This window comes from Occallatibacter gabretensis (assembly GCF_001449115.1).
GTDB classification, from domain to species: domain Bacteria; phylum Acidobacteriota; class Terriglobia; order Terriglobales; family Acidobacteriaceae; genus Telmatobacter; species Telmatobacter gabretensis.
This window is the reverse complement of record NZ_LAIJ01000009.1, coordinates 665,929-690,342: the sequence shown is the minus strand read 5'-3', so window position 1 is coordinate 690,342 and position 24,414 is coordinate 665,929. Positions and strand designations below refer to the sequence as shown.

Here is a 24,414-nt window from a genome sequence, read left to right as displayed (position 1 = left end):
GATACCACGCACGAATTTTGGCTGGGCGACTAGGATTCGAACCTAGACAAGTGCCTCCAAAGGGCACTGTCCTACCGTTAGACGATCGCCCAACACTTACCACCCCAACGACGAAGACCTGTCGCCGGGGGCCCCGGTATAACCTCAGCGAACCTGTTTCGTTCGAGAGGTTTGCCCGGCAGCCCGTTGGATACTGTTTCGTGCCAAACGGACCGCTGTCAACAGTCTTTCACACAATCATTTCTGGCCAGTAAACCGAGCGGGGAACGGTGCGGGTGATACTTGCTGCAACGTCCGGAACCTGCTCGAGTCTGGCTACTGCCGCTTCCGCTGCTTCCCGGGTCAAGTACAACCCGAAGAGCGCTGAACCGGACCCCGAGAGCGAGGCATGAATGGCTGCCTCCGGTGTGCCGGTGGCCGCAAGAAGACGCTTGATTTCACGCAGGGTGGGATGCTGGGGAAAGACGACCTGTTCAAAGTCGTTTGCGATCCAGCTATGGATCCCGGTGCGGACAAGCGCGGACTCTTGTGGTCCGGCCAGGTTCTTTCTCCTGTCTGAATCTGCGGAAAGAACACCGGAGGAGCCAGATGCAAACGCGCTAGCGTAGGCACGGCTCAACTGTTTTAGTTTACCGGCGCTTGCCTCCTGGGTCAATCCCCGAGCTGAGCAGAGGGTATCCCAGTCGCGGAATGCCTGCGGGGTGGAGACGCCGACGGTGGGTACGGCGACTACGCACCAGGTTGGCTCGATGTCAGGAAGGGGGTAGACTTCCTGGCCGCGATCAAGGCCGAGGACGGTGCCGCCGATTGAGAAAAGAGGGACGTCAGAGCCGATTTTCGAGGCGATGAGCAGGCGATCCGCGGGCCAATTTCTAAGGCGAGATTCAATGTCGAGTTCGGTTTCAAGGCCGATGAGGGCGGCGATGGCGTTGGCGGATCCTGCCCCGAGGCCGCCCTGTACGGGGAGCTGTTTTTCGATGTGAATTTCGACTTCGGCGGAGATTTCGAGAGTCTGGAGGGTTAGCGCGACGATCTTCCAGGCCGTATTGCGGCTGTCGGTGGGGACGCGGACGTCGTTCGATGTGAGCTGGATGGAAGTTTGCGAGGCTGGCTTGGCGGAGACCGTTACGAAATCATGCATTTCGAGGGTCTGGTAGACGGTGAGGAGTTCGTGGAAGCCGTCCGGGCGCGGAGCTCCGATGTATAGGCCGAGATTGATCTTTGCGTGAGAGCGGACCCGCGTGGGCATAGGGAACTATTTTAGAGGGCGAGCGTGGAATTGCCGAAAGTGCGAGAGCCAGCTTCGCGTGGCGGAATCGGGTCTTTGCGGGACATGACAACGCCACCGTTCGGTCTAATCACGAATTTGATCTTATCGCCGGGTTTGAGCATCATGTGCTCCAGCAGGACTTGAGGAAGAGTAAACCGGTATTTACTGTCGATGGTGAGGATCACAGTAGCCTCATGCTTTCCAGCTTTCGCCAAGTAACGCATAAGCAGTTTCGTTAAAGCTTATCGGCTGGAAGCCAATTCGGCTAAACGGCGGGCTTCGCGCAGGGCGACGACTTCATCGCCTGTTGGCAGGAATTCCATAGCTATGGTGTGACGATAGTTCAGCTCGATCAGCTTGTGGAAGATATTGGTGTAGTTGATTTCGCCGGTGCCGGGCTGGTGGCGTCCGGGGACGTCGGCGACGTGGACGAGACCAATGACGTCGATGTGCTCCTGAAGTTTTTCGATAAGGTTTCCTTCGGCGATCTGCTCGTGGAAGAGATCGTAGAGAAACTGCACCTGGGGATGGTTGACGGCGCGGACGATTTCGATGGCTTCCGCGGCTGAGGGCAGAAAGTAATGGGGATTTTCTTCGAGATCAATGCATTCAAGGAGCAACCGGATGGGCTGACCGTCGATCTGGCGGCCTTCGACTAACGAGGCGGCGCGCTTTAGGCCTTCAATGCAACTCTGATGCTGAACTTCACGCGAGAGGCTGGGGACGACGTTGCCGGTGAGGACGATTATGGCTGGGCAAGCAAGGGTTTCCATGCACACGAGGGCCTGACGGAGATCGGAGAGGAAGGCCTCACGATTGGCCGGATCGGCGATGCCGTGCGGGAGGCCGGCTGTAGCGTCGAAGCGGATGCCGAGGCGCTTGCGGGCGGCATTGGCGCGGTCGAAGTCGGCCTGCGACCAGTGGCTGTACTCGCCGACCAGCTCGACATTGGTGTAGCCGGCTTCGGCTACTTTGGCCAGGCGTTCTTCAAAGGGCAGTTTGCGGAAGACCGTCCAGAGCATGACCGAGAGCGAAAAGTGCAGCGGCGCCTGGGGTGCGGACTGGTTTTGTGCAGATAAGGCTGGCCCGGCGAAGCTGGCGGCGGAGGTCGAGGCGAGAAGTTGGGCAAAGGTACGGCGATTCATGCACCGCAATCCTAGGCGATTTATGCCCCTCATTGCTATTCGAAGCGAGCGGACACACGAAAACCCCGCTTGCCGGATCTGGTCCGACTAGCGGGGTTTTAAAGGAAACGCGGAGTTGAGAAAAGCTACGCTGCTTTGACGATCTTGCCGGTCTTGATGCAGCTGGTGCAGACGCGGAGGCGCTTGGACGCGCCGTTGACGAGAGTCTTCACTGCCTGGAGGTTGACGTTCCAGCGGCGGCGGCTAACGTTGTGCGCGTGCGAGATGTTGTTGCCGAACTGCGGGCCTTTGCCGCAAATATCACATACCTGTGCCATGACTTCTACTCCAAATCCTGTGGGTTTTTCGCGCCGCGCAGTCTCTAACACGGTTCTCAAGACCGGGCGCATGCGCATAAAACGCCGCAGCCCACAGCGTGCCGAATTTCCAGTATAGCTGAAACCCGCTTTGGGGCCAAGCTTTGGCGGGAAAGTGGGCGAATTCACCCTTGGGTTGACATCCGACCCAAGGGGGTGACATATTAGGTCGGATGCCTACCCAAAAGAATTCCGACGATCGTATCGCCCTGCTGCAGGGAACACTGGACCTGCTGATTCTAAAAACGCTGGTGCTGTCGCCGTGTCATGGCCAGGGGATTGCGCGCTCGATTCAACGCCAGTCCGAAGAGGTTTTCTTTGTCGATCACGGCTCGCTTTACCTGGCGCTGCAGCGACTGGAAGACAAACAGTGGATCAGCGCGGAGTGGGGCGTGAGCGAGAACAACCGTAAGGCGCGGTTTTACTCGCTCACGGAAAAGGGCCGCGAACATCTGGTGCAAAAGACGAACGAGTGGCAGCGGTTGACGCGCGCCATGGGATTGGTTCTGAGCGGCGAGGAGGCTTAGCGATGTTCAAGCGCAGGCGCAAGACGGATGATTTTGCGGAAGAGATCAAAGCGCATCTGGAGCTGGAGGCAGACACGCTGCGGGACGAAGGGCTGGACGAAGAAGAGGCGCGCAGAAAGGCGCACGTTGAGTTCGGCAATGTCACGGCGGCGCAGGAACGCTTTTATCTGCGAGGCCGCGCGGTGTGGTTCGAAAACATGATGCGCGATCTGCGTTTTGCCATTCGCCAGCTTATGAAGAATCCATCGTTCACTGTGACTGCGATGCTGGTGCTTGCGCTAGGCATGGGAGCGGGCACGGCGATCTTTGGCTTTGTGGATGCGGCGCTGATTCGGCCGCTGCCGTATGAGGCTCCGAGCCAGCTGGTGAGCGTGTATGAGACGGTGGCTTCGTGCCCGCTGTGCAATGTTTCCTATCAGAATTTTCGCGACTGGCAGCGGATGGCGCACTCATTCCGGTCGTTGGATGTGTGGGGCTATGCGCGCTACACAGTGCAGTCTGCGGATGGGTTGGAGTCTGCGGATGGCGCGCGTGTCAGCGATGGTTTCTTTCGCACTCTGGGTGTGGGGCCAATGCTGGGGCGCGATTTCTATGCGGGCGAAGATAAGCCGGGCGCGCCGCGCACTGCGCTGCTGAGTTACACGGCGTGGCAGAAGCGTTTTGGAGCCGATTCGAGCGCGATTGGAAAAACCATTCAACTGGATGATGTGAGCTACACCGTTATTGGAGTGCTGCCGAAGAGCTTTCACTTTGCTCCGCGCGGCGAAGCGGAATTCTGGACAGCGCTGAATGATCCCAGTGGCTGCGATAAGAGACGCGGGTGTCATGGATTGTTCGGGCTGGGGCGATTGAAGGATGGCGTAACAGCTTCTGCCGCTTCGGCGGAGATGGAAGCGATTGCGGAGCAGCTGGGGAAACAGTTTCCGGATTCGAACCGGGGATATGGCGCGGTCACTGTGTCGCTGAGCGACTCTGTGGTGGGAGAGATCCGGCCTGTCTTGCTGGCATTGTTCAGCGCGGCAGGGTTGTTGCTGCTGATTGCCTGCGTGAATGTAACGGGGCTGTTGTTGCTGCGTTCTGAAGGCCGCAGGCATGAGATTGCGGTGCGCGAGGCGCTGGGCGCTTCTTCTACGCGACTGATGCAGCAGTTTGTGACGGAGGGTTTGCTGCTGGTGCTGGCGGGGTCGATGCTCGGCCTGGGCTTTACGTATGTGGCGCTCCGGCTGCTTCCGAAGATGATTCCGGCACAACAGATGAGCGCCATGCCATTTCTGCTGGATATGAAGATGAACGCGCATGTGTGGGCATTTGCGGGCGGGATCGCGGTGTTTGCGGTGGTGCTGTTTGCGCTGGCTCCTGCGATGCGGCTGAAGCGGTCGAATGTGCGCGAGGATCTTCAGGAAAATGCGCGAGGCGCAACGGGCAGAGCGTGGAAGCGGCTTGGTGCAAGGATGGTGATTGTGGAGCTGGCCACGTCTGTGGTGTTGCTGGCGGGCGCGGGATTGCTGGGGAAGAGCCTTTACCAGCTGCTGCATGTAGAGACGGGCTTCCGGGCTGATCATCTCAGCTCGGTTGTGGTGGAGGTTCCGAAATCCTACAAGACGGACGCGCAGGTGATGGTGCTGGAGCAGCAACTGATGAGTCACGCGCAGAGTTTGCCGGGCGCGGAGTCGGTGGGGTTTACGGTATCGAAGCCGATTCACTCATGGGATCTGGGAACGAACATTGTGGTTCCTGAAAGCGCGGAGCCGGATAAGCGACATGATGTTCCGGAGCGCGATGTGAGCGCGGGATACCTGTCGATGCTGGGAGCGAAGCTGCTGCGCGGGCGCTACTTTACGGAGATTGAAAACGATGCGGCCAAACCGCGCGTTGTGGTGGTCACTCAGACGCTCGCGAAGGAGCTCTTTCCGGGCGGAGATGCTGTGGGCAAACGCATTGCGTACTCGGGGTCTGGAGACAGGATGCTGATTGTCGGCGTAGTGGACGACATTAAGGAAGGGCAGCTGGATACGCCGATGCGCGGAGTGATGTATGTTCCGTTCAACCAGAATTCCTGGGGCTCGTTTGAGCTGGTGGTGCGAAGCGCGCAGGCTCCAGGGGCGATGCTGCCGATGCTGGTGAACGCTGCGCATGAGGTGGATAAGGGAATTGCCACATCAGATGCAGCAACGATGGATGAGGTGATTCGCGACTCTCCTGCGCCGTATCTGCATCGCACGTTGGCATGGCTGGTAGGTGGATTTGCAGTGCTGGCGCTGATCCTGAGCGTGGTGGGATTGTATGGGGTAGTGGCATATTCCGTGGCGCAACGTGTGAAAGAGATTGGCGTGCGGATGGCGCTGGGCGCGGGACGCACATCCATTTATGCACTGGTGATGCGGCAGGCCGGATGGCTGACAGCCGTGGGGCTGGCATGCGGGCTTGTCTGCTCCGTGGGCGCGTCCATGCTGATGCGCAGCCTGCTGTTTGGGGTGAAGTTTTGGGATGTGACGATTCTGGCCGGCGTGGTGGCAGCGCTTGGTGTTGTGTCGGTTGCCGCAAGCTTTTTGCCGGCGCGCCGCGCAGCCTCTGTGAATCCGATGGAAGCGCTTCGCACCGAGTGATTCGGGCTGAGCGAGTTTGATTGTGGTGGTACGCGCGAGCGCGCAGAAAAAAACTCCCTTATCCGCTGCGGGCGGACAAGGGAGCTCGGAAGGCACAGCAAGTTTTGTTCAGGAGGCTGCCGGCTTGCGCCGGCAGATGATGGGCGGCTGAGCAATAAACGGGCCCGGCCGCAAAAGAATCAATGCTGCTTACTGACCGTTGGCAGGCGCGCCGTTGAAGACGAGCGTGGTCTTGCCAAGCTGCAGGGTCTGGAGCGTGTTCACATTACCCTGACGGTCAACGGTGAAGCCATTGTGGCTCTCGGCGGCATCCACTGCCTTGGCGGCAACGGTAACCGGCTTGGGAGAATACTTGTCCTTCTGGATGAGCGTGACCTGCACATCAGAACCATTGCCGGTCCAGGTGACCTTGTAGTCGCCGGCAGGCAGCTGGTTGGAACCGACAGTGACAGCCTCGGGGATGGTTACTGTCTGCGAATTCTTGGCGGCGAAGGCGGGAACGGAAACGAGAGCAAGGATTGCGGCGGAATAGAGCAAGCGCTTCATGGTGATTCCTCTCAGCCTGCCGCGCTAGTTTTCCCCATATGGGGTACGGCATTAGAGCAAGTAAAACATACAGTTGTCAACAATGAACCTTAAGAAATGTTAAGTGCTTTAATTACAACGTGGAAAAACGATGGTAAGAGTTGGGGATTGTTAGAGATACGGAAGCAATCCGGGCAGGATGTGGCGCCTCCATGGGGGGTAAAAGGGCACCGGGATGAGAAGCGTGGTCGCTTAGGTCTGATTATTCGTCCGGGGTAGAATCGTTCCACTGCAGCAACGCCTAGGAGCAGGGATCCAATCGAGCAGCCAAGGAGCTTCCATCATGATGGTGAAAAATTATCGTATTGCTCTCTGTTTTCTGACGCTTCTGCTGGGAGCAGCGCACGGTGTGTGGGCCCAGACTCTCATCCGGGTCTATGTGCAGGCTGGCAGTGGAGAATTTGCGGCGAATGGCGCAGAAGACTCTGCCGGGGATCTAAGCCGGTCGCTTGCAGGAAAATCAAAGACGCTTCGAGTTGTCGAAAACCCTTCCGACGCGGATATTGTGCTGCGAATCGATTCACGCAATGTTCGGAAAGAGTTGAGCAGTGTGAACACGTACACCTCCAAGAGCGATGACGGTAAAAAGACGACATCCACAACCTCGCCAACGATGCAGACCATTAACGTGCTTCATGCGACGCTTCTCGCCGGCTCTTCGGAGATCCCCATGAAGGCGGAGTCCAGTCTCTCCTGGCGTCTTGCATCGGGAAACATGGCATCGAACGTGGAGAAATGGGCCAGGCAAAACTATGCGAAATTGCTGGAGCGCAGAGCGAGCCAGCCCCGGAGCGCGACGCCGGCAGAGCAGGCAGTGACGGAACCGCCGACCGACGCGGCTCATAACTCTTCGGCGCAGACATCTTCGGACGATGCTTCAATCACCGTGGGAATGACGGAGGCCGAGGTACTCAAGGCCATGGGGGTTCCGCAAAAGAAGGTGAACTTCGGAAACAAATCCATGTGGAACTATCGCGGCATGCAGGTGGTTTTTGAGGACCACAAAGTGACAGATGTGAAGTTCTAGGCTGTGAAGTTTTCAGGCCCAGGTTTCATGCTGTGAGGCGGGCAGAGATCAGGGGGAGCGCGATCTGCACGCGCAGGCCGGGGTGCATGTTCTCCGCGGCGATGGAGCCGTGGTGAGCCTGCACGGCGCGGCGTGCAATGGAGAGGCCGAGGCCTGAGCCTGCGCCGTTTTTGTTTTCGCGAGCCTCTTCTACGCGGTAGAAGGGATCGAAGATGCGGACGAGGGCTTCATCTGGCACGCCGGGGCCGTGGTCACGGACGACGATGACGGCGCAGCGCTCGGTTTCTGTTGCCGTGACTTCGACGACTCTGCCTTCAGGCGAGTAGCGCACGGCGTTGCGGAGAACATTTTCAATGGCGCGGCGAAGCATTTCGCGGCTTCCGAGAGCGTGGCCTGTGATGGCGCCGTCCAGCTCGACGCGGCAGCCGCGAATTTCAGCTTCAACGGTGCAATCGCGGACGACGTCCTGCACGACATCGCCAAGGGGGACGCTTTCTGCGCCGCGCAATGCGGGATCGCCTTCGACGAAGGTGACTTCGACGATGTCGGCGACGAGCGTGGAGATGCGATCGACATCGCGCTCGATGCGATCGAGAGCGGCCTGCGGATTGGGCGAAGTGCGTGCCAGCTTGATGGCGAATTTGAGACGCGCAAGCGGCGAGCGGAGTTCGTGGGAGATATCGCCGAGAAGCTGGCGTTCACTGACAATGAGTTTTTGAAGGCGCTCGGCCATCTGATCAAAGGAGCGCGCGAGCTGGCCGATCTCGTCGGGGCGTTTTGTCTGGATGCGGGCCGTGAGATCCCCTTGGCCGAAGAGGGCGATGGTAGAAGCGATACGGCGAATGGGCAGCACAACGCCGACAGCGGCGAGCCAGAAGACGACGGCGGTAGCGCCGAGGACGAGAAAGTAGTAGGGCAGGAAGGTCCAGATATGGATGCGGCCAAGCTGCCCGGTGGCTGCGAACCAGTAGGCGCCATCCTGGGAACGATGGGTGATGATCCAGTGGCCGTGGCCGTCGTCGGTGCGGGAATGCGCGGCGGGCGGGGCGGGCAGCAGTGAGCTGTGGTCCTCGCCAGTGATCGGATCGATTCCGTGCGCGTCGAGCAGATAGTGGGAGCCTGAAAAGATGCGGTCGAGCATGCCCATGTAGTCGATGAGCCCCTGCTGGCCGCGGTGTTCATAGGCAGAGCGCGCGCTCTCAAGCTGTACCTCATCCATCTTCTGGAAGGTGGGATCGATCCGCTGCTGGGTCATGCGGTTGGCGATGGCCTGAAAGACGAGGAAGGAGAGCGCGAGAATGGCAATCATCGAGACCACGGTGGCCACGACGAGCGATTTGAGGCTGAACCATTGACGCACGCGCGTTGCCATCATTCGGCTCCCGTAAACATATAGCCTACGCCGCGTACCGTGCGGATAAGCTTCTGGCCATCGTGCAGCTTTTTGCGGAGATGGCTGATGTGGACATCGAGGAAGCGGTCGTAGGGCGTGGCTTCGCGCTCAAAGAGGGCTGCGGTGATCTCTTCGCGCGAAACGACGCGGCCGGCAGAGCGGACGAGCATTTCGAGCAGGTCGAACTCCATGCCGGTGAGCTGCAGCAGTTCTCCGGAACTCCATGCCTCGCGGGTAGTGGTGTTGAGGCGGATATTGCCGAGCGTTACCTCCTGCTGCGGTCCGGATGGCGTGAACTCCATGCGGCGCAGCACGGCGCGGATGCGCGCGAGCAACTCATCGGGATCGAATGGCTTGGGCAGATAGTCGTCCGCGCCGGTGTCAAGCCCGAGGATGCGGTCCTGCGCTTCCACGCGCGCGGTGAGCATGATGACGGGCACGGTTTTGCGGCGGCGAAGCTGCTTAAGGACCTCAAAGCCGTTGAGGACGGGAAGCATAACGTCGAGGATGACGAGATCGTGCGCGCCGTTGAGCGCGGCGGCAAGGCCATCGCGGCCATTGTTCGAGAAGGTGAGCCTGTGTCCGGCCAGCGCGAAGAACTCCGTCATCATGCCGCAGAGCTCCTGATCGTCATCGACGAGGAGAACTGAGAGCGCGGAATGTTTTTCGGGATGTTCCATGGTGGCTTGCGCGAGAAGGGGGTCCTGAGATGAAAGTCTCGCATATTGCCGGGCAGTTTGAACTGTGGAGTATTCGAAGTCGTCGAAAACGTCGTTTCCTGGGAACGATTCAATCCTTAGGCTTTCTTAGTGATCTCGAACAACAATCCAATCGTGCTCCCATTTGTTTGAAGTTATCTGCAGCAATTGCGTCGTCGCGAGGTCAGCCGCGATGGGCCGGTCCGGCCACGCTTTTGAAATGATCCTTGCGCAATGAACTGCCAAGGTTTTGAAGCTCTTATACTCAGGGCATTCTGAGCTGGGCCATTCCAAGTCCTGATTTTTTCGAATGGACTGGCGAAGCTGCTGAAATGCTTGACGGAATCGACCTAAATCTCTTATGTCAAAGTCGAGTAGCTTCATCTCGCTGGCGAGACGTACCATTGTGCTTTCAACTATGGCCTCTGCTGAAGCAGCTCGTTTGTGAAGTTCCCAAGTTCTTTCAGGTGCGTCTTTCGACTCCCTATCCAATCGATTCCAAAGCTTCCAAACTGCAAAAAAATCGCCATAAGCGCCGTAAAACTGCTGCAGGGCCGACAGTTGGAGTTCGCGTCGTTTTTGACGCAAATTCCAATAGGCGGTGAGCCGCTGGCCACCGAGGGCTCCGAGGAACAAAACAAATATTCCGCCGAGGCAATTGAAAATGAGCTTGATGAACTCGTCATGCCAAATTGTTGCCATAACGTGGCATGTTACCAGTCGGCAATCTCGCCGAGCCACCTTGCCGTTCTGAACCGAACGAAGGCACCCGTTCGCTCTTCTCCTAATGTCACGTTTTCGACAAGTTCCGCAGCTTGCGTCAAGCTGCCCCATTACTCTTACCGGCGGTAGCTTGCGCGCGAAAGGCGAACCTGCTTTGATGGGTTCGCCGGAAACAATTTCAATTTTGGTGGAGCGAAGCAGATGGAGAAGCCGGGAGTGGAGTTTCGCAGGGAGTTTTTGCGGATGGCGGGGCTGGGTGTGGCGGGGAGTGCGGCGATGCTGGTTCCGGCGCAGGCCGCGGGCCAAAAGACAGGAAAGATAGATCGCGAAGGCTGGCCGGGAATCTTCAGCGTGCGGGATTTCGGCGCCAAGGGCGACGGCACGACGATCGATACGCCGGCGGTGAACAAGGCGATTGATTACGTGGCGAATGGGGGCGGCGGAACGCTGGTGTTTCCGGCGGGCGTGTATGCGTGTTACTCGATTCATTTGAAGAGCAACGTGGCGCTGTATCTCTCGCAGGGCGCGACGATACTGGCTGCGCCGACTCCTTATGAAGGAATGACGAGCGGCGGTTACGATGCGGCAGAGACGCAAGGCGCGTGGGATCCGTACCAGGATTACGGTCACAACCACTGGCACAACAGCTTGATCTGGGGCGAAGATTTGCACGACTTCGGCATCTTTGGGCCGGGACTGATTTATGGCAGGGGGCTGAGCCGTGGGCATGATGAAAAAGCGTTGCCCAATACGACTGCGCCGGGCGTAGGCAACAAAGCGATTGCGCTGAAGAATTGCCGCAATGTGATTCTGAGTGACTTTTCGATTCTGCAGGGCGGATGGTTCGGGGTTCTGGCGACGGGCGTGGACAACCTGACGATCGACAACCTGAAGATCGACACGAATCGCGATGGTATTGATATTGACTGCTGCCGGAATGTGCGCGTGTCGAATTGCACGGTGAATTCGCCGTGGGATGATGCGATCTGCCCGAAGAGCTCGTATGCGCTGGGGCAGGCGCGCATCACGGAGAATGTGACCATTGCGAACTGCTTTGTGACGGCCGGCTATGCGCTGGGCTCGGTGCTGGATGGGACGTGGAAGCCGTTCAATACGAATGGCCGCGCCTGGGGCACGGGACGCATCAAGCTGGGCACGGAGTCGAATGGCGGATTTCGCAATGTTGCCATTACGAACTGTGTCTTTGAGGCCTGCCAGGGATTTGCGCTGGAGACCGAAGACGGCGCAGTGGTGGAAGACATTACGTTTACCGGCGTGACCATGCGCAATATCAACTCAGCGCCGATATTTCTGCGGCTGGGCTCAAGGCTGCGCGGGCCGAAGCCGGAGACGGTGGTAGGGTCGCTCAAGCGCGTGATCATCAGCAATGTGACTTGCTCCGGCTCGTCGCAGCTGCCATCGATTCTTGCCGGAGTCGAGGGGCATCCGGTGGAAGATATCAAGATCAGCGATGTGTATCTGCACCAGGTGGGCGGCGCGGATGCAGCGATGGCTGCGATCAACCCGCCGGAAAATGCGGAGAAGTATCCTGATCCGCGTATGTTTGGAGATTTGCCGGCGACGGGGTTCTATACGCGGCATGCAAAGAATGTGGAGTTCAGTAACGTGGAGATTGCCACGGAGCGCGAGGATGCACGGCCTGCATTTCATTTGGAAGATGTGGATGGAGCGGATTTCTTTCGCGTGAAGTTTCCGGGGCGCAAAGCGGCGGGGCAGTTCCGGCTAAAGAATGTGGCAGATTTCCGCGTGTTTGGATGCAAGCATTATGCGGATGCAACGATGGAGCATGCGGATGACAAAGTTGTTTAGAGCGCTGGCAGCGCTGCTGGTGGTCTTTGCGGCTCTGCAGGCAGAGGCGCAGCGGACACCGATGGTGGTGGCGTATCTCTTTCCGCAGGATGCGAAGCTTACGCCGGATCAGGTGAATGGACGGGCGCTGACGCGCATCAACTATGCCTTCGCCAATATTGAAAACGGCCGCATGGTGACGGGGTTCAAGTATGATGCGGAAAACTTTGCGACGCTGAATGCGCTGAAGAAGGAAAATCCTTCGCTCACCGTTCTGGTGTCTGTAGGCGGATGGCTGTGGTCGGGCGGGTTTACCGATGCGGCGCTCACGACTGAGAGCCGCACGGTATTTATCGACAGCGTGATGGATTTTCTGGACCGCTATCAGCTCGACGGACTGGACATTGATTGGGAATTTCCAGGAGATCCGGGAGCGGGACACAAGTTTCGCGCGGAGGATAAGCAGAACTTTACGCTGCTGCTGGCGGAGTTGCGAAAGCGTTTCGATGATGAGACGAAGCGGAGCGGCAAGCGGCTATATCTAACCTTCGCTGCAGGCAGTGGTCCGGAGTTTGTGGCAAACACGGAGATGGCCAGGATAGCGCGGATTGTGGATACCGTGAACCTGATGGCCTACGACTTCTATGAGCCTGGTTCAGCGCCCAATACCGGGCATCACGCGCCGCTGTATAACAATCCTGCCGATCCGCACAGAGCTTCCTCCGATATTTCGGTACGCGTGCTTGAGGATGCTGGCGTGCCTGCGGAGAAGATTCTGTTGGGGCTGCCGTTTTATGGGCATGTGTGGGGTGAGGTTCCTGCAACGGCGCATGGACTTTTTCAGCCGGGCAAGCAGATTCCGAATGCCTTTGCGCCGTACAGCATGATTGTCTCCACGATGCTGGGGCATGGGTTTACGCGTTACTGGGATGATGTTTCGAAAGTGCCGTATCTCTACAACGCGGACAAGAAGATCTTCGTTTCGTATGAAGATCCGGAGTCAATTGCGGTGAAGGGTAAGTACGTGCTGAAGCACAAGCTGGGCGGCGTGATGTTCTGGAGCTACGAGGCGGATTCGAATGGTGCACTGCTGGGTGCGGTGGATGCCGCGCTGGGGTTGAAGGTAACGCAATAGCGACGCATAACTTGAACCCTGCTCGAAGTTGAATGGCGTTACAAAACAGCAAAGAAAATCGATATGCCAGATGCAATTCGTGCGTGGTAGGCTTGCTGCGTTCGCAATTCACATATAGGAATCGCTTGTAATGATGAAGCCTCTTGCTGCTTTGCTCTGTCTTGTCTTTTCCGCTGCCGCCGCGCAGGCACAGCAGGCTGCCCCAACCCGTCCTGTCATGCCGTCGTTGGAAGAACTGGCGAAGACGCGGCAACAGTATCCTTTCGCCGACCCAAAGCGGCCGATGGAAGACCGGATCACGGATCTGCTGAGCCGCATGACGAGCGATGAGAAGGTGGCATGCCTGGGTACTGTGACCAGTGTGGTTCGGCTGGGTGTGCCGAACATCGGATCATCTGAGGGCATTCATGGCGTAGTGCAGCGCGAGCCGCGACTGGGCCGCCAGCCGATTACGACGACGCAGTTTCCGCAGCCGCCGGGTATGGGCGAGACATGGGACCCGGAGGCGGTGCGTGCAGCCGGTGGCGTGCAGGGCTATGAGGCGCGCTACATTACCCAGACGCCCCAGTACAACCGGCAGATTCTCATGACATGGGGACCGCAGAGCGACCTGATGCGCGATCCGCGCTGGGGCCGCAGCGAAGAGGTCTACGGCGAAGACCCGTTCTTCAACGGCACGATGGCGGTGTCGTTTATCCATGGAATCCAGGGTGACGATCCGAAGTACTGGCAGGCTGCGGCACTGCTGAAGCACTTCCTGGCGAACAGCAATGAGAATGGCCGCAGCGTGACGTCATCGGATTTTGATGACCGGCTCTTCTGGGAGTACTACTCGGTTCCCTTCCGCATGGGCTTTGTAGATGGCGGCGCGAAGGCCGTGATGGCGAGCTACAACGCGTGGAACGGCACGACGATGGCAGTGAATCCGATTCTGAAATCGATTCTGCGCGATAAGTGGGGCGTGGAGATTCTTTCTTCTGATGGCGGCGCGGTAAAGCTGCTATGGGATCATCGTCATCTCTTCCCGGACCAGAAGGCGGCAGTGGTGGCGTGCCTCAAGGCGGGCATCAACCAGTTTTTAGATAAGTGGTCGGATGAGACCAAGGCTGCGCTGAAAGATGGCTCAGTAACGGAGAAGGAGATCGACGAGCTTCTGCGGCTGAAGTTCCGGACGGAGATTCGGCTGGGATTACTGGATCCGCCGGATATGATGCCTTACTCGAAGGTCAAGGGCGGTTCCGATGCCGGCGGAGAGCCGTGGAACGGCGATAAGCACAAGGAGATTTCGAAGAAGGTAGCTCTTGAGTCGATTGTGCTGCTGAAGAACGACAAGGATTTTCTGCCGCTGAAGAAAGACGCGATCAAATCAATTGCGGTGATCGGTCCGCTGGCGGATTCTGTGCGCTGGGACTGGTATGGTGGGACTCCGCCGTACAAGGTAACGCCGCTGGATGGCATCAAGGCTGCCGTGGGACCGAATGTGAAGGTGAACTACGCGGAGAATGAGCTGGGCGAGGCAGCGGTACAGGCGGCGCGCAAGTCCGATGTTGCCGTGGTGGTAATTGGCAACGATCCGACATGCGGGCCGGATATGCCGCATGACTGGGGTGACAATGGAACCTTCCCCTGCACGGACCCCAGCGACGGGCGCGAAGGCCGCGACCGCGAGCGGATTGACTCGACCGAAGAGCAGCTAGTGAAGCAGGTCTACGAGGTGAACAAGAAGACCGTCGTGATCCTGGTTTCGAGCTTCCCGATTGCGATCAACTGGAGCCAGGAGAATGTGCCGGCGATTCTGCACATGACGCACTCCTCGCAGGATGAGGGCACGGCACTGGCTTCAGTGCTGTTTGGCGACTACAATCCTGGCGGCCACACGGTGGAGACGTGGCCCAAGTCGCTCGATCAGCTTCCGCCGATGATGGATTACAACATCCGGCACGGTAAAACCTACATGTACTTCAAGGGCGAGCCGCTCTATCCCTTCGGTTATGGACTGAGCTATACGACCTTCAAGTATGCGAATCTCCGGACCAACACGCCGCAGGTGGCGAAGAGCGGCGAGGTGACTGTAAGCGTGGATGTGACCAACACGGGTAGCCGCGCAGGCGATGCCGTGGTGCAGTTGTATGTGAAGCACCTTGGTTCGAAGGTGGAGCGGCCGCAAAAGGAGCTGAAGGGCTTCAAACGTGTGTCGGTTGCGCCGGGCGAGACGAAGACCGTCGAGATTCCGCTGAAGGCGAGTGCGCTGGCCTACTGGGATGAAAAAACGAAGGACTTTCGTGTAGAAACGGAGCCTGTGCGGCTTATGGCTGGCGGCTCGTCGGCGGACCTGCCGGCGAACGCGACTTTAAAGGTGCAGTAGGGAAGGTGCAATAGGCCGAAATTCACAAAAAGCGGATCGGAAAGTGAGCGAGATGGATTCCATTTCGCTCACTTTTTTGTGCGATATTGACGATTCCGGCTGCTGCGTAGGAGGTTAATCGTAACCCGCAATCAGATTAAAATCTTATATTTCTTTTATTTAGCTGAATGTTTGTATGTTTTTATCAAAATGATCATTTTTGTAGACAAAGCAATCACTTTACCGCTAATGTGATTCCACGCAGATTTTCCGCTTACATCCGTTCTGAGGCCAGTACGGTGACGCAAAGGACTGCGACAGGAAGCGAGGCTCCATGAAAATTGCATTTCTCCGGATGGTTCAGGGATGCGTGTGCGCGGTTTTGTTGGGCACATCGTTTGCATACGGCCAGTCTGTTACCGGCTCCATTGCGGGCACGGTGACTGACCCTAGCGGCGCGGTGGTTGCCGGCGCCACGGTGACTGCGCACAATGTGGACACAAACGTTGATACGCCTGCGACCACAAACTCGACCGGCAATTACCACATCGACTTTTTGCAGATCGGTAAATACGAGGTGAGGGTCAGCGCACCCGGATTCAGCTCGACCAAGCTTCCAGTCTTCTCGTTGGAGGCGCTTCAAACGGTTTCATTCAATGTGAAGCTAGCTGTGCAGGGTTCAGACTCCTCCGTGCAGGTTTCAGCCTTTGCGCCAATTTTGCATACAGACGATTACTCATTGAGCGGCACATTTTCGGAGAATACGATTTCGAACTTTCCGTTGAATGGCCTCGACTTCAGCGCGCTGACGTTGTATGTCCCAGGCGCGACTTCGACCTATGGCAACACGGGCACCACGAGCATTGAACGCAGCACGTATTACAGCGACTCAGTGAACGTGAACGGCAATCGCGCGCAGGCCAACAATTACACGCTTGAAGGCATTGACATGAACGAAAGCTTCAACAATCTCATCTCCTACAGCCCGGCTCCGGCCTCGCTGGCTGAGGTGCGGGTGTTGACTGCGAATTCGCCTGCGGAGTTTGGCAATGTGAACGGCGCAGGCGTGGTGAGCGTGCTGAAGAGCGGTACGAACCACTTTCATGGATCGGCTTATGGTTACGTGCAGGATTATCGGCTGAACGCGAATTCGTGGCAGAACGGCAACCAGAATCCAGTTGTGGGGACCAATCCGTTTTCTCAGGATCAGTTTGGTGGAACCTTCGGCGGTCCCATTTTGCGCAACAAGCTTTTCTTCTTTGTGGATTACCTCGGCTCGCGCTATCACAAGGGGGGCATCGGTTTTGAGAGCGTGCTTACTCAACGCATGAGAAATGGCGATTTCTCTGAGCTGCTGAACAACGGTAATAACATTCAGCTCTATGATCCGCTGAATGGCAACAAGCCGTATGCGGACAACATGGGCGTACAGATCAATAACCCCGTGGCGCAGTTCCTGCTTGCCAACTCTTCGCTTTATCCCGAGCCGAATGCGACAGCGACCGACGGCATTGCTGCAAACAACTACCAGGCGAATACGCGCAGCTTTAAGGCTAACAACCAGGGTGACATCAAGCTTGAGTACGACATGAGCTTGCGCGACAAGCTCACCGGATTCTATGCCATGTCGACAGCTTACGACGGCACTTCTCCTGTGCTTGCGATCAGCTTCAGCGGCCCGAATCTCTATCCCACGAAGCTGACCGGAGCAAACTGGGTGCATACTTTCTCGCCGTCACTGGTGAACTCGGCGCGTATCGGCTTTACGCGTACGGTGTGGGAGAAGAACTTTTCGGTAGATTCGACGGGCCAGTTCGGAGATACGGGCAACCAGAAGGTGGGCATCAACTTTCCCAACCAGACGCTGCCGGGTTACAGCAACCAGACCATCAGCGGCGGCCTGTTTGCGGGTGGAAATCCTGTCAGCGGCAGCGGTTTGATTGACAACACATACAGCTACATTGATGCGTTGAGCTGGCAGAAGGGCCGCCACTACTTCACCTTTGGCACCTCCTGGCTGCGATACCAGAACAACTATCCCACGGCCAACAACAACGGCTATCTCGGATCGCTGACGTACAACGGCAATTTCACCAAGGATGTAACGGGAGTCAATACCAATTCCGGCTATGGCGGCGCGGACTTCTTGCTGGACCGCGTCAGCAGCGCTGCGGTTACCTTTGCCAGCGTGAACGTGGGCCAGCGTCAATGGCGTGTGGGAACGTACTTCAACGACGATTTCAAGCTCGAACCGAATCTGACTCTGAGCTATGGCTTCCGCTATGAGTTCGACCAGCCCTGGGCGGAGCAGAACAATAAGACCGGCAACATTGATGAGGCGACTGGCCAGATTATCTACGCGCACGCGGTTCCGGCAGGCGCGCCCGCTGGAGCGGGGCTGTGCAAGAACAGCGGCTGCTATGACTGGAACTTCCATCAGTTCATGCCACGGCTCGGCTTTGCATATCAGGTCAACAATCGCTTCGTAATTCGCGGCGGATACAGTGGAACCAGTTTCTTTGAAGGCAACTCATCCAATCAGCGCCTCACTTCGATCACGCCGTTTATCCAGGCGTTGAATGTGAACATTCCGCAGCCTACGGCTGAGCTGATTACGCAGCCGCTTACCACGCAGACGGCTTTTGAGCAGTCGGCGCAGACGGGTGGAACCTATAACGTGTATCCGCAGAACATGCAGCCGGCATACATTCACAACTACAACCTGACACTGGAGTATGCGATCACACCGCTGCTCTCTCTGCAGGCCGGCTATGTGGGCGAGAGCGGCCAGCACATTGAGGATTACGGCAACATTAACGAGTGGAAGACGCCGGGCGATGCGACTTCCGCGCCGTTCTACAACAACCAGTACATTGGCTGCCAGACGGCCGCGGCCACGCAGATCTGTTCGAACAGCCTGCTCGTGACCGAGTCCCGCGCGATGATGAACTACAACGGGTTGCAGGTGGTTCTGCGCCAGCGCGTGTCAAACTCGGGACTCGAGTACACGGTGAACTACACGTATTCGAAGTCAATGACAAATGCCGTGGGCAACTATGGGCTGAACGTCTCCGGCTACAATGCAGATCCGGGCTTCCAGAACTATTACGACAGCGGCGCGGACTATGGTCTGGCGGGCTCCGATATCAAACACAACTTCTCCGGCACGGCGGTATATTCTCTGCCGTTCGGCCATGGAAAGAAATACATGGCCAACTCCAACCGGGTTGTGGACGAGATTCTGGGCGGGTGGAAGATTACGGCTGCCGGTATGTCGTATACAGGTTTCCCGGATACGCTGACCTCTGGCGTGAGCAGCAACGTAAACAGCTACGGCCAGGAACGAGCCAACTGGTATCGCCCGCTGCATATCCGAAATCGCTCCCTGGGCAACTGGTTTGGAGACGATCCCTCCGCCCAGCCCTGCACCACGGCCGGTGTGGACAACGGTGTGTGCGCTTTCGGTGCACCGGCGCAGAACACCTTCGGCACATCCAAGAACGGCGCGGTGCGCGGGCCTGGCTTCCACGATGTGGATATGTCGCTGATGAAAGATTTCCGCATCTTCCGCGAACACTTCCTGGGCTTCCAGTTCGATGCCTTCAACGCCTTTAACATCGTCAGCTATGGCAATCCGGATACGGGAATCAACGACTCCGGATTTGGACAGATCGTGCAGCAGAATCAGATTCGTTCCTCGGAGCGGCATCTGCAGTTCTCGGCACGGTACACTTTCTAAAGGCGGCTGATTTCCCATGGTCGTCGTTTCCCCGAAAACTTTCTGGCTAACCCTTCCGTATCTATACCGGAAGGGTTGGCCCAAGGAATCGATACGGCATCATGCTGCTTGAAGTTTGTGTGGACTCGGTAGAATCAGCGGTCGCGGCCCAGGCGGGCGGGGCAGATCGCATTGAACTTTGCTCGGCGCTGCGCGAGGGAGGAATCACTCCCAGCGCCGGCCTTATCCGCTCAGTGCGCGCGGCTGTTTCCATCGGCATTCATGTGATGATCCGGCCGCGCGGCGGCGACTTTTGTTACACGCCGAGTGAGGTAACAACCATGCTGGAGGACGTGAAGGAAGCGCACGTGCTTGGCGTCGATGGCGTGGTTCTTGGCGCGCTTACGCCGGATGGTGATGTGGACACCGTGATAACCGCGGAGTTGATCGCCGCAGCACGGCCGCTCAAGATTACCTTTCATCGCGCCTTTGATGTGACGCGCGATTTGAACCGGTCCCTCGAAGACGTGATTGGCTTGGGGGCGGAGATTCTTCTTACCTCCGGCGGAGAGCATGACATTGTGCGCGGAACCGCCAGCATTGCTCAGCTTGTCGAGGCTGCTCGCGGCAGAATCGCCATTTTGGCCGGGGGCGGCGTGCGGCGCAATAACGTGCACGACTTTGTACACGCCACGGGAGTGGAAGAAGTGCATACCTCGCTGGGCGCGCGTACTCCGGGTGCGGCACGTTACTGGAATCCGCGCGTGGTGTTGGGATCGCATGCGGAAGATCATGCGCGCTATGTGGTGCGCGAAGCCGATGTGCGCGCACTTAGGCAAACGCTGGATGGAATTGCAGCCGAGCAGTCCGTTGCACGGCGCTGATTTGCGACTTCAGGGCAAAGCATGTCTTCAAAGACAGATAAACGCGCGAAGGATATCCTCCGGGTCCTGCTGAAGCAGGGCAAGACCTCGGTGGAAGACTTGACGGCAACGCTTGCCGCGTCTCCTGCGAGCATCCGGCGCGACCTGGCGCGGCTGGAAGAGCGCGGCCTGGTGCATCGCACGCATGGCGGCGCGATGTTAACGGGCGGCGCTGTCTATGAGCCCTTCCGTTTCGATGCGTCCTTTCATGTGCGCGAGGACCGCTTTGCCGCGGAGAAGCAGCGCATTGCTCATGCGGCTGCTGCGTTGGTCAAAGATAACGAGACGATTGGTCTTTCAGCAGGCACCACTACGACCCTTGTGGCTCGCCAGCTTCTGCAGCGGCGTGAGATTCACATTCTCACCAACGCGGTGAATATCGGCATGGAGCTCAGCTCAAGCTCGCGGCTGAGGACCACGATTACAGGCGGCGCGATGCTGTGGGTGGGCGCGTTTTCGCTGGTCGGCCCCGCGGCTATTGAGACGATTCGGATGTTTGTGATGGACCGGCTATTTCTGAGCGTTACGGGAATTGATCCGGAACGTGGAGCCTCAATGATTGAGCCGGAGGAAGCTGCGGTCTTTCGCGCCATGGCGCGTCAGGCGCGTCAAGTGGTGGTGGTGGCAGACTCGAGCAAGATCGGCTCGGTGAGTCCTGCAGTGATCTGCACGCCGGGCGAGATCGGCATGCTGATCACTGACGACGGCATCTCCGATGAAGCCGTCGCCGCGTTTAAGGCGAAGGGAATCAAGGTTCTCGTTGTTTAGTTATTTCCCCAATTAAAAATCTGGAACTCGCGTATGTGCGCCTCTGATGTGCTGGAGAGAATGTTCAGTCGCACGCGCCGCGCCGTTACAGCAGGAAACTTGTCAATCTTCTTGTGGCCAATGGCCTGACCCTGCGCAACGGGCTTCCATGTGTGCTCGCCTTCGTTCCACACTTCAATGGCATACTTCTCGACGTGCTGGCCGTCATTGAGCCACTCCATCGTGACGGCGTGATCAAAAGTCTCAGGCTTGTTGAAAATCACCTCAAGCTGCGCGTGATGCGATCCTGCGGGCGCAGACCAGAATGTATCCGGATCGTTGTCCAACGCCGCTGCCGCCTCCGGCGTGGTGGCCATTTGATGCCAGGCAAGGTTATTTTCTGCTCGCTTGTGTAGTGCTGCACCGAATTCCTCCAGCCGTTTCACGTCGGAATCCGGCAGCAGACCGCGGCGATCCGGCGCAAGACCCAGCATGAGCTGCGCTCCGCGACCTGCGGTTGTGTCGTACATATCCAAAAGCTCAGGCAGGGATTTGAGCGAAGCCTCGTCATTCGGATGCCAGAACCAATGCAGCTTGCGTAAAGGCGTATCCGCTTCCACAGGACGCCAGCGGCGATAGCCGTGCCTGTCAATCACATTCCAGTTCTCGTAGTCCACGCTCCCGGCCTCCGTGCCGACCCAGCGCGCGTCGCCGTATTCAAACAAAGCCATGTCAGCAAAGACCACGGTGTTCGGCTGATAGGTCCGCAGCGTCTCAATGATCTTGGGAAAGTTATACACATGGCCACCGCTGCCTGCTCCATCCAGCCAGAACTCGACGAGATCGCCGTAACTTGTGGCTAGCTCTTCTAACTCTGCGTTGTAGTACTTGTCATACTCAGCCGAGTCCTTGTACTTAGGCTCGTGCCGGTCCCATGGCGAAAGATAGACGCCGAACTTTAGCCCGTATTTACGTGCGGCGCGCGCCACATCACCAACCACGTCGCCCTTGCCGTTCTGCCACGGGCTGCTTTTCACGCTGTAATCGGTCTGCCCAGTGGGCCAGAGGCAAAAGCCGTCATGATGCTTGGCTACCAGCACCACATACTTTGCGCCGGAGTCACGAATGGCCTTCATCCACTGGTCTGGATCGAATTGCGTGGGGTTGAATGTCGCGGGGCTGGCAGTGCCGTCGCCCCACTCGCGATCGAGGAAAGTATTGGTGGAGAAATGAAGGATGACACCGAATTCGAGATCCTGCCACGCAGTCTGATATGGCGCGGGCTTTATCTCGCCCGCTTCCTGGCCGCGGATCGCAGGAACGTTCAGCGTGGCGAGTAGAGCCGCTGCGCAGACAATCCAATACTTCACATTGCGTGTCATCTTCCCTCTCAATTTTTTAACCGCGCATGGCGCGCCACAAGGCTCCGAGCACCGGATCGGCGGGTTGATCGACAAAACGAATCGCGGGATAGCGGTCGCGCAGGGCCTGCTGCATTGCGATGCGCTCAGGCCCCACATGCGCGAGGATGCTGCCGGCAATGGCAATCTCCGGCGGTTGAAATTCGCCGGATTCTATTGCGCGCATTCGCTCAATCAGCAGTCCGGCAAGATAGGCAAGATCGCGCCCGCCCTGCGCGAGAATTTCCTGCGCCACCGCATCGCCTGCCGCCGCGCAGCGGACAACCTCCGGCGCGAACTTTGACGCATAACGCACAGGATGCTGCGCATTCGCAAACTCAATCAACGCATCTACAGTGGGCAAATCAAACAGCTTTCGTGCGGACTCCAGCAACTGTGTAGGCCTCTGCGCATCGCGCGCCAGAAAGCCACGGCGTAAACCTTCGAGGCCGATAAAGTGTCCCGAGCCTTGATCCGCAAGATTTGGACCCCAGCCGCCGGCTGTCATGATCTCGCCATTCGCCGCGCGCGCGGCCACGTTGGAGCCGGTGCCGGCAAGCACCAGCACGCCGCGGCCTCCATGAAAGACGGAGTCAAGCGCGATCTCCACATCGCCGACAATGATGAGCTCGCCGCCTACGCGGCGCGAGAACTCTTCACGCATCCAATCCGTGACGAGTGGAACAGTGTTGCCGGATGTGCCGATGCAGGTGCGCGTCACCTGCGACATCCGCACGCCTGTGGCCGCTTCCAGCTCCGCCAGCGCGCTTGAAACATTCTCCGCTGCTACTGCAGCTTCCGCGTTGACGCGCCTGATGGTTCCGCTAAATGTGCGTTTGAGCTCGCGCGTCTCATCCGCGAGCAAGTATTCAGCCTTGGTGCCGCCTGAATCCACCGCAAGAAAATACGACATTCGTTCCTAAACTCCAATCCTGCGGGGCCTCAATGAACGTCCGGCAGAAGGTTCCAAATTTCCGGGTCTTCCGTTCCCAATACCCACGAGCAGAAGCCCTGAAGACCGCGCTCCTTCACCAGATTGTAGCGATCCTGAAAGGTGCGCTTGTCTGTGTAGAAGATCCATTCGCGCAACTGGTCGCGATAAAAGAACAAAAACACATTGTGATCCTCTGCATCCCACTGCGGCTTGCCGTTGTAGTCGGTCGCCAGGCGCAGTACATCGGGCGTGCTGATGTAGTCCGCTGTCACGTTAGGATGCTCCGTGCCGTCCTTATCCACAGTTGGCGCTTTCGTGTACCAGTGATATCCGTAGAGCGGAATGCCGAGCGAGAGCTTTTCCTTGGGCACAACCTTCAGCGCGTAGTTCAGGTTTTCAACGGTCCATCCCCAGCCCGCCACCGGCCCAGGCATGGTCCAGCGCGTGTTCTGGTCATAGGTCATCAGGCAGATCAGGTCCACGGATTTTGCCAGTGCCGCAAGATCGTATGCGCCGCGCCAGTCGGTAAAGATCCACTTCGAAAATCCACCTTGCCCCGGATAGCCCGGCGCGTTGGGAACCGTGGCGATACTGAGCTGCAGGCCTGCTGCATGCAGTTGCTGTGCGGTGTGGGCAGTGAGGTCGTTTAGTCCAGCGCTGTCCAGGTAATCCACATTTTCCAGGTCGAACTGAAATCCGGAGTAACCGTGCAGCTTAGCTTCACGCAGCAGTGCATTGTTCATGCGCAACTGCGCCTCAGCGTTGCCGGCCAGGGTGTGGAATCCCTTTTTGTTGAACATCGCAAGAATCGGCATCACCGGGACGCCCTTGGCCTTCGCAGCTGCAAGCACGGTCATGTTTGGTCCGCCGCTCACAAGGCCGTTTTCATCTACCTGGTACCAGGTGGGAACGAGAATGTCGATCTTGGACGCATGAGCCAGAAATGAGCGAATTCCCTCAGGGCTGTCCGTCAAGTAGAAGAGTGCCGCGGGCTTTGCGTTTGCCGCGCCGCAGAGCAACAGTAAAGCCACAAGCAGAGTGAGTCGCCGCATCTTTCACCGCCTTATCCTACAA

General features: G+C 57.9%; 20 protein-coding genes and 1 tRNA gene. 9 read left to right on the top strand and 12 right to left on the bottom strand.

Annotation, left to right across the window (positions count from 1 at the left end; all coding sequences use genetic code 11):
• Positions 1 to 18: 18 nt before the first annotated feature.
• The 5 genes from VO84_RS09170 to rpmB form a co-directional block, all read right to left on the bottom strand.
• Positions 19 to 92, bottom strand: a tRNA-Gln gene (locus VO84_RS09170).
• Positions 93 to 229: 137 nt separating this feature from the next.
• Complete coding sequence (gene ispE / locus VO84_RS09165) at positions 230 to 1,249, bottom strand: 4-(cytidine 5'-diphospho)-2-C-methyl-D-erythritol kinase (protein ID WP_058187350.1); 1,020 nt, start codon at positions 1,247 to 1,249, stop codon at positions 230 to 232.
• Between the two features lie 11 nt (positions 1,250 to 1,260).
• A complete protein-coding gene (locus VO84_RS09160) occupies positions 1,261 to 1,494 on the bottom strand; it encodes an AbrB/MazE/SpoVT family DNA-binding domain-containing protein (RefSeq protein WP_058187349.1) in 234 nt (77 codons plus the stop codon).
• Positions 1,495 to 1,512: 18 nt separating this feature from the next.
• Complete coding sequence (locus VO84_RS09155; protein ID WP_058187348.1) at positions 1,513 to 2,415, bottom strand: TIM barrel protein; 903 nt, start codon at positions 2,413 to 2,415, stop codon at positions 1,513 to 1,515.
• Between the two features lie 125 nt (positions 2,416 to 2,540).
• A complete protein-coding gene (rpmB, locus tag VO84_RS09150) occupies positions 2,541 to 2,732 on the bottom strand; it encodes a 50S ribosomal protein L28 (protein WP_058188674.1) in 192 nt (63 codons plus the stop codon).
• Positions 2,733 to 2,944: 212 nt separating this feature from the next.
• On the opposite strand from rpmB, the gene VO84_RS09145 reads away from it, so the two are divergent.
• Entirely contained in the window at positions 2,945 to 3,298 is a 354-nt protein-coding gene (locus VO84_RS09145; protein ID WP_058187347.1) for a PadR family transcriptional regulator, read from the top strand.
• Positions 3,299 to 3,300: 2 nt separating this feature from the next.
• Entirely contained in the window at positions 3,301 to 5,904 is a 2,604-nt protein-coding gene (locus VO84_RS09140; protein ID WP_058187346.1) for an ABC transporter permease, read from the top strand.
• Between the two features lie 189 nt (positions 5,905 to 6,093).
• Here the strand turns inward: VO84_RS09140 and VO84_RS09135 are convergent, their stop codons facing one another.
• Complete coding sequence (locus VO84_RS09135; protein ID WP_058187345.1) at positions 6,094 to 6,450, bottom strand: hypothetical protein; 357 nt, start codon at positions 6,448 to 6,450, stop codon at positions 6,094 to 6,096.
• A 322-nt stretch (positions 6,451 to 6,772) separates the two neighbouring features.
• On the opposite strand from VO84_RS09135, the gene VO84_RS09130 reads away from it, so the two are divergent.
• Positions 6,773 to 7,516, top strand: a complete 744-nt coding sequence (locus VO84_RS09130; protein ID WP_058187344.1) for a hypothetical protein — start codon at positions 6,773 to 6,775, stop codon at positions 7,514 to 7,516.
• Between the two features lie 25 nt (positions 7,517 to 7,541).
• On the opposite strand, the gene VO84_RS09125 is transcribed toward VO84_RS09130, so the two are convergent.
• The 3 genes from VO84_RS09125 to VO84_RS09115 all read right to left on the bottom strand — a co-directional run bounded on the left by VO84_RS09125 (position 7,542) and on the right by VO84_RS09115 (position 10,309).
• Positions 7,542 to 8,891: a sensor histidine kinase gene (locus tag VO84_RS09125; protein WP_082661858.1), complete on the bottom strand. Its 1,350-nt coding sequence runs from the start codon at positions 8,889 to 8,891 to the stop codon at positions 7,542 to 7,544.
• Complete coding sequence (locus VO84_RS09120) at positions 8,888 to 9,589, bottom strand: response regulator transcription factor (RefSeq protein ID WP_058187342.1); 702 nt, start codon at positions 9,587 to 9,589, stop codon at positions 8,888 to 8,890. Before VO84_RS09120 ends, VO84_RS09125 begins: the two co-directional genes overlap by 4 nt.
• 126 nt (positions 9,590 to 9,715) lie before the next feature.
• Positions 9,716 to 10,309: a hypothetical protein gene (locus VO84_RS09115; protein WP_058187341.1), complete on the bottom strand. Its 594-nt coding sequence runs from the start codon at positions 10,307 to 10,309 to the stop codon at positions 9,716 to 9,718.
• A 222-nt stretch (positions 10,310 to 10,531) separates the two neighbouring features.
• Between VO84_RS09115 and VO84_RS09110 the strand changes: the two genes are divergently transcribed.
• The 6 genes from VO84_RS09110 (at position 10,532) to VO84_RS09085 (ending at position 21,027) form a co-directional block, all read left to right on the top strand.
• A complete protein-coding gene (locus tag VO84_RS09110) occupies positions 10,532 to 12,160 on the top strand; it encodes a rhamnogalacturonidase (protein WP_058187340.1) in 1,629 nt (542 codons plus the stop codon).
• Complete coding sequence (locus tag VO84_RS09105; RefSeq protein WP_058187339.1) at positions 12,144 to 13,274, top strand: glycoside hydrolase family 18 protein; 1,131 nt, start codon at positions 12,144 to 12,146, stop codon at positions 13,272 to 13,274. Before VO84_RS09110 ends, VO84_RS09105 begins: the two co-directional genes overlap by 17 nt.
• Before the next feature lie 130 nt (positions 13,275 to 13,404).
• Positions 13,405 to 15,639 (top strand): glycoside hydrolase family 3 C-terminal domain-containing protein, encoded by a 2,235-nt coding sequence (locus tag VO84_RS09100; RefSeq protein ID WP_231737853.1) that lies wholly within the window; start codon positions 13,405 to 13,407, stop codon positions 15,637 to 15,639.
• 313 nt (positions 15,640 to 15,952) lie between these two features.
• Positions 15,953 to 19,357 (top strand): TonB-dependent receptor, encoded by a 3,405-nt coding sequence (locus VO84_RS09095; RefSeq protein ID WP_231737852.1) that lies wholly within the window; start codon positions 15,953 to 15,955, stop codon positions 19,355 to 19,357.
• Positions 19,358 to 19,458: 101 nt separating this feature from the next.
• Positions 19,459 to 20,220, top strand: coding sequence for a copper homeostasis protein CutC (locus VO84_RS09090; RefSeq protein ID WP_058187338.1), 762 nt, complete (start codon positions 19,459 to 19,461; stop codon positions 20,218 to 20,220).
• 21 nt (positions 20,221 to 20,241) lie between these two features.
• Positions 20,242 to 21,027 (top strand): DeoR/GlpR family DNA-binding transcription regulator, encoded by a 786-nt coding sequence (locus VO84_RS09085; protein WP_058187337.1) that lies wholly within the window; start codon positions 20,242 to 20,244, stop codon positions 21,025 to 21,027.
• Here VO84_RS09085 and VO84_RS09080 read toward each other — a convergent pair.
• Genes VO84_RS09080 through VO84_RS09070 form a run of 3 tightly spaced genes read right to left on the bottom strand, consistent with a single transcriptional unit; the run spans position 21,024 to position 24,392 of the window.
• The gene (locus VO84_RS09080) at positions 21,024 to 22,388 is read right to left on the bottom strand and encodes an alpha-L-fucosidase (protein ID WP_058187336.1); all 1,365 of its coding nucleotides are present in this window, start codon (positions 22,386 to 22,388) and stop codon (positions 21,024 to 21,026) included. The genes VO84_RS09085 and VO84_RS09080 overlap by 4 nt on opposite strands.
• Before the next feature lie 16 nt (positions 22,389 to 22,404).
• Positions 22,405 to 23,319: an N-acetylglucosamine kinase gene (locus VO84_RS09075; protein ID WP_058187335.1), complete on the bottom strand. Its 915-nt coding sequence runs from the start codon at positions 23,317 to 23,319 to the stop codon at positions 22,405 to 22,407.
• Positions 23,320 to 23,348: 29 nt separating this feature from the next.
• Entirely contained in the window at positions 23,349 to 24,392 is a 1,044-nt protein-coding gene (locus VO84_RS09070; protein ID WP_058187334.1) for a glycosyl hydrolase family 18 protein, read from the bottom strand.
• Positions 24,393 to 24,414: the final 22 nt, after the last annotated feature.

Excerpts from the sequence above, each read along its gene's own strand:
- VO84_RS09140 (WP_058187346.1), top strand. The coding sequence starts at position 3,301 with ATGTTCAAGCGCAGGCGCAAGACGGATGATTTTGCGGAAGAGATCAAA.
- VO84_RS09110 (WP_058187340.1), top strand. The coding sequence starts at position 10,532 with ATGGAGAAGCCGGGAGTGGAGTTTCGCAGGGAGTTTTTGCGGATGGCG.
- VO84_RS09125 (WP_082661858.1), bottom strand. The coding sequence starts at position 8,891 with ATGATGGCAACGCGCGTGCGTCAATGGTTCAGCCTCAAATCGCTCGTC.
- VO84_RS09115 (WP_058187341.1), bottom strand. The coding sequence starts at position 10,309 with ATGGCAACAATTTGGCATGACGAGTTCATCAAGCTCATTTTCAATTGC.
- VO84_RS09145 (WP_058187347.1), top strand. The coding sequence starts at position 2,945 with ATGCCTACCCAAAAGAATTCCGACGATCGTATCGCCCTGCTGCAGGGA.
- VO84_RS09085 (WP_058187337.1), top strand. The coding sequence starts at position 20,242 with ATGTCTTCAAAGACAGATAAACGCGCGAAGGATATCCTCCGGGTCCTG.
- VO84_RS09080 (WP_058187336.1), bottom strand. The coding sequence starts at position 22,388 with ATGACACGCAATGTGAAGTATTGGATTGTCTGCGCAGCGGCTCTACTC.
- VO84_RS09130 (WP_058187344.1), top strand. The coding sequence starts at position 6,773 with ATGATGGTGAAAAATTATCGTATTGCTCTCTGTTTTCTGACGCTTCTG.
- VO84_RS09095 (WP_231737852.1), top strand. The coding sequence starts at position 15,953 with ATGAAAATTGCATTTCTCCGGATGGTTCAGGGATGCGTGTGCGCGGTT.
- ispE (WP_058187350.1), bottom strand. The coding sequence starts at position 1,249 with ATGCCCACGCGGGTCCGCTCTCACGCAAAGATCAATCTCGGCCTATAC.
- VO84_RS09105 (WP_058187339.1), top strand. The coding sequence starts at position 12,144 with ATGACAAAGTTGTTTAGAGCGCTGGCAGCGCTGCTGGTGGTCTTTGCG.
- VO84_RS09075 (WP_058187335.1), bottom strand. The coding sequence starts at position 23,319 with ATGTCGTATTTTCTTGCGGTGGATTCAGGCGGCACCAAGGCTGAATAC.
- VO84_RS09090 (WP_058187338.1), top strand. The coding sequence starts at position 19,459 with ATGCTGCTTGAAGTTTGTGTGGACTCGGTAGAATCAGCGGTCGCGGCC.
- VO84_RS09100 (WP_231737853.1), top strand. The coding sequence starts at position 13,405 with ATGATGAAGCCTCTTGCTGCTTTGCTCTGTCTTGTCTTTTCCGCTGCC.
- VO84_RS09135 (WP_058187345.1), bottom strand. The coding sequence starts at position 6,450 with ATGAAGCGCTTGCTCTATTCCGCCGCAATCCTTGCTCTCGTTTCCGTT.
- VO84_RS09120 (WP_058187342.1), bottom strand. The coding sequence starts at position 9,589 with ATGGAACATCCCGAAAAACATTCCGCGCTCTCAGTTCTCCTCGTCGAT.
- VO84_RS09155 (WP_058187348.1), bottom strand. The coding sequence starts at position 2,415 with ATGAATCGCCGTACCTTTGCCCAACTTCTCGCCTCGACCTCCGCCGCC.
- rpmB (WP_058188674.1), bottom strand. The coding sequence starts at position 2,732 with ATGGCACAGGTATGTGATATTTGCGGCAAAGGCCCGCAGTTCGGCAAC.
- VO84_RS09160 (WP_058187349.1), bottom strand. The coding sequence starts at position 1,494 with ATGCGTTACTTGGCGAAAGCTGGAAAGCATGAGGCTACTGTGATCCTC.
- VO84_RS09070 (WP_058187334.1), bottom strand. The coding sequence starts at position 24,392 with ATGCGGCGACTCACTCTGCTTGTGGCTTTACTGTTGCTCTGCGGCGCG.